6 protein-coding genes are annotated in these 2,773 nt (G+C 60.6%); 5 read left to right on the top strand and 1 reads right to left on the bottom strand.

Annotated elements, in window-relative coordinates:
• Positions 1-14 precede the first annotated feature (14 nt).
• From SH809_19150 to SH809_19135, 4 genes are read left to right on the top strand one after another with little or no spacing between them, the layout of a single operon-like run.
• A complete protein-coding gene (locus SH809_19150) occupies positions 15-143 on the top strand; it encodes a hypothetical protein (GenBank protein ID MDZ4701836.1) in 129 nt (42 codons plus the stop codon).
• Entirely contained in the window at positions 143-706 is a 564-nt protein-coding gene (locus tag SH809_19145) for a cyclic nucleotide-binding domain-containing protein (GenBank protein MDZ4701835.1), read from the top strand. The genes SH809_19150 and SH809_19145 overlap by 1 nt, the downstream gene beginning before the upstream one ends.
• Positions 675-1,715 carry an AI-2E family transporter gene (locus SH809_19140; GenBank protein ID MDZ4701834.1) on the top strand — a complete coding sequence of 347 codons (1,041 nt, stop codon included), beginning with the start codon at positions 675-677 and terminating at the stop codon, positions 1,713-1,715. The genes SH809_19145 and SH809_19140 overlap by 32 nt, the downstream gene beginning before the upstream one ends.
• Positions 1,715-2,044 carry a DUF4296 domain-containing protein gene (locus SH809_19135; GenBank protein MDZ4701833.1) on the top strand — a complete coding sequence of 110 codons (330 nt, stop codon included), beginning with the start codon at positions 1,715-1,717 and terminating at the stop codon, positions 2,042-2,044. Before SH809_19140 ends, SH809_19135 begins: the two co-directional genes overlap by 1 nt.
• Positions 2,045-2,069: 25 nt before the next feature.
• Here SH809_19135 and SH809_19130 read toward each other — a convergent pair whose 3' ends face one another.
• Positions 2,070-2,501 carry a peptidylprolyl isomerase gene (locus tag SH809_19130; GenBank protein MDZ4701832.1) on the bottom strand — a complete coding sequence of 144 codons (432 nt, stop codon included), beginning with the start codon at positions 2,499-2,501 and terminating at the stop codon, positions 2,070-2,072.
• Between the two features lie 68 nt (positions 2,502-2,569).
• On the opposite strand from SH809_19130, the gene SH809_19125 reads away from it, so the two are divergent.
• The coding region (locus tag SH809_19125) for a hypothetical protein (protein ID MDZ4701831.1) at positions 2,570-2,773 on the top strand (204 nt) is incomplete at its 3' end.

The following is a 2,773-nucleotide window of genomic DNA, read 5'->3' as shown; positions in this document are numbered from 1 at the left end:
TCGCCCCCCTCGCGATGGGGGACGAGTGGGTGGCCATCGAGACGGTTGTCGAAGAAAAAACGGTGCGCGAGTTGATCCCCCGCCTCAAATATGCCGGCGCCGAAGGTATCATCGAATTCGCTCTGAACAAGATCATCCCCTGATGCACGGCCTCTGGAGTAACCTGTTCAAGCCGACGAGCTTCGAGCAAGAAACGCGCGCCTTGCTGAGGAGAACCCCCATCTTCGCCGCGTTGTCCAAACGCGAGTTGGACAGTATCGAGCGTATCATGTACCGGCGCGACTACGTGGCCGGCGAACAGATATTCCATCAGGGGGACCCCGGCATCGGGATGTACATCATCCAGCATGGCGTGGTCTCGATCGTCCAGATGCCCGATAACCACGTGTTGGCCGAACTCACCGTGGGCGACTTTTTTGGTGAGATCGCGCTGCTCAACGAGACGCCCCGGTCGGCCAGCGCCATCGCCCTCACCGAGTGTACGCTACTGGGGGTCTGCCAGCCGGACCTGCTCGGCCTCTTCAAGCGCAACAGTAAGCTGGGCGTAAAAGTGTTGATCCCCCTATCCCAGATTACCGGGCGCCGGCTGGTCGAAATCGACCAGGAGCTCCTCGTGATGCACCACCAGATCGTCCACCTCGAGGCCGAAAACGGCCGGCTGGCCGGGCAACCGCATGAACACCCAGGGAACGACACACTGGACTAGGGTCTTCGTCATCGTGGCGCTTGCCGTCGGGCTGCTGGTGTTTATCTCCTATGTCGCCGATCTGTTCAAGCTTGTCATCGTGGCCGTGCTTTTTGCCTATTTGTTCGATCCGCTCGCGACGCGGCTCGAAAGCCGCGGCATGACCCGTACGTTCGCGACGACCGCCATCTTCGCCGGCCTCACGCTGTTCTGTTTTAGCATCTTCCTCCTCTTTTTCCCGGGGTTGATGCGCCAGCTCGAGGCGTTGCAGACCGGGGCCGTGTTCACTCAGGCCGAGGCGGCACTGGGCACTGTGGAGACGTTAATCGAACAGAAATTCGGGTTTATGGGGATCGAGAATCTGAACCTGAGCGCCAGCCTGCGCCGCAGCGTGGATCAGTTTGAGCAGCGCGCCTTCACTTATCTTCCGGGCATGTTGTCCGTACTCGGCAACCTGGTCGCCATCCCATTTATGATGTTTTTTTTCCTGCGGGATGCACGCAGCATGAAAAAAGGGCTGGTCAACCTCGTGCCGAATCGATATTTCGAGTTCACGCTCAACGTGCTGCAAAAGATGGACGACCAGTTGGGCAACTACCTGCGCGGCCAGTTCCTGATCGCATTTGTCGTCGGCTCTCTTTCGACCTTTGCCTTGTGGGTGCTCGGGGTCGAGTTTTTTCTGGTGATCGGGCCTATCGCCGGCCTGGCCAACATGATCCCTTACGTCGGGCCGGCGTTTGGCGGACTGCTGGCCATCATTGCGTCTGTCTTCACGACGGGGACGTTTGATGCCGTGCCGGCGGTGATCATCGCCTTCCTCATCATCCAGGCAATCGACAATGTCTTTCTGCAACCCCTCATCCTGGCGCGCAACGTCCAACTCCACCCCCTGACCCTCGTCATCGCCCTGTTACTGGGCGGGAAATACCTGGATATCATCGGCCTGATCCTGGCCGTCCCGCTGGCCGCCATCATCAAAGTCGTGCTCCAGGAGACCATCGTCAACCTGCGCCGTTACCACTTCAGCTGATGACGCTTCACGACCGTTTTTCGTTAGCCGGCCTCGTCCTGGCATTTGTATTCACAACGGGGTGTACGCCGGCGCCCGGCAACGGGGAAGACCCTCCGATGGACGATAGCCTGTTTGTCGACATCCTGATCGACCTCCACCTCGCCAGCGCCCGCGGGCAGCGCTGGAACGATCTGGAGAGCGGCCGGGACTCGGTGCTGGCACACTACGGCCTGAGGCCGGCGGACTACGAACGCGCCGTGGCCTATTATACCGCCCACCCCGCCGCCTACCTCGACCGCTACAACGAAGCGCTGGACCGTATCAACGTCGAGCGATTCACGCCTTGAGAGGGCTCAACGCCAGGCGAAACACCTACCCTGCTATAGCCAACAGCTCGATCGCAAACGTCAGTTCTTCGCCGGCGAGCGGGTGGTTGGCATCAAGCGTCACCGTGTCGAACGACACCTCGGTGATTACTACCGTCATTTCGCTGCCGTCGGGCTGACCGACGATCAAGCTCTGCCCAACCTCGGGGTCGATGTCTGGAGGAAATTGTCCGCGCGGCACAAAAATCACCAGATCATCGCTCCGGTCGCCGTAGGCCTGCGCCGCATCGATCCGAATCGTTTTCGACTCTCCTGGCTTCATGCCGAGCACGGCCTGTTCGAATCCCGGGATGATGCCGCCTTCGCCCAGGGCGAAACTCAATGGCTCCCGTTCACGCGAGCTGTCAAAAACCGTCCCGTCGCGCAACGACCCTTCATAATGCACGTGTACCGTATCGCCGCGTTTTGCCTCAGACATGTCGCATTGCGTTCAAAAGAATGGGGGATGGATATGAATAAGCAAGGGGCATGCGGATCGCACACCCCTTGCTGTATTCGATACCGAAAAGCTTACCAGGACTTGCGGTTCCGGTCGTAATCGCCACCACCACCGCTGCTGCGACCGCCGCCACCGCCGCTGCCGCCACGGCTACCGCCGCCACCGCCGCCGCCATAACCACCACGGCTACCGCCGCCGCCGCCGCTGCCGCCGCCGCTGCCGCCACCGTAACCACCACGGCTGCCACCACC

It is taken from the genome of Rhodothermales bacterium (genome assembly GCA_034439735.1).
In the GTDB taxonomy this organism is placed as follows: domain Bacteria; phylum Bacteroidota; class Rhodothermia; order Rhodothermales; family JAHQVL01; genus JAWKNW01.
The sequence above is the reverse complement of the archived record's forward strand: the minus strand, read 5'-3'. Positions and strand labels throughout refer to the sequence as shown.

What these genes read in the sequence shown, in the direction of transcription:
- SH809_19150 (MDZ4701836.1), top strand. Translation starts at nt 15, where the DNA reads ATGGGGGACGAGTGGGTGGCCATCGAGACGGTTGTCGAAGAAAAAACG.
- SH809_19145 (MDZ4701835.1), top strand. Translation starts at nt 143, where the DNA reads ATGCACGGCCTCTGGAGTAACCTGTTCAAGCCGACGAGCTTCGAGCAA.
- SH809_19140 (MDZ4701834.1), top strand. Translation starts at nt 675, where the DNA reads ATGAACACCCAGGGAACGACACACTGGACTAGGGTCTTCGTCATCGTG.
- SH809_19135 (MDZ4701833.1), top strand. Translation starts at nt 1,715, where the DNA reads ATGACGCTTCACGACCGTTTTTCGTTAGCCGGCCTCGTCCTGGCATTT.
- SH809_19130 (MDZ4701832.1), bottom strand. Translation starts at nt 2,501, where the DNA reads ATGTCTGAGGCAAAACGCGGCGATACGGTACACGTGCATTATGAAGGG.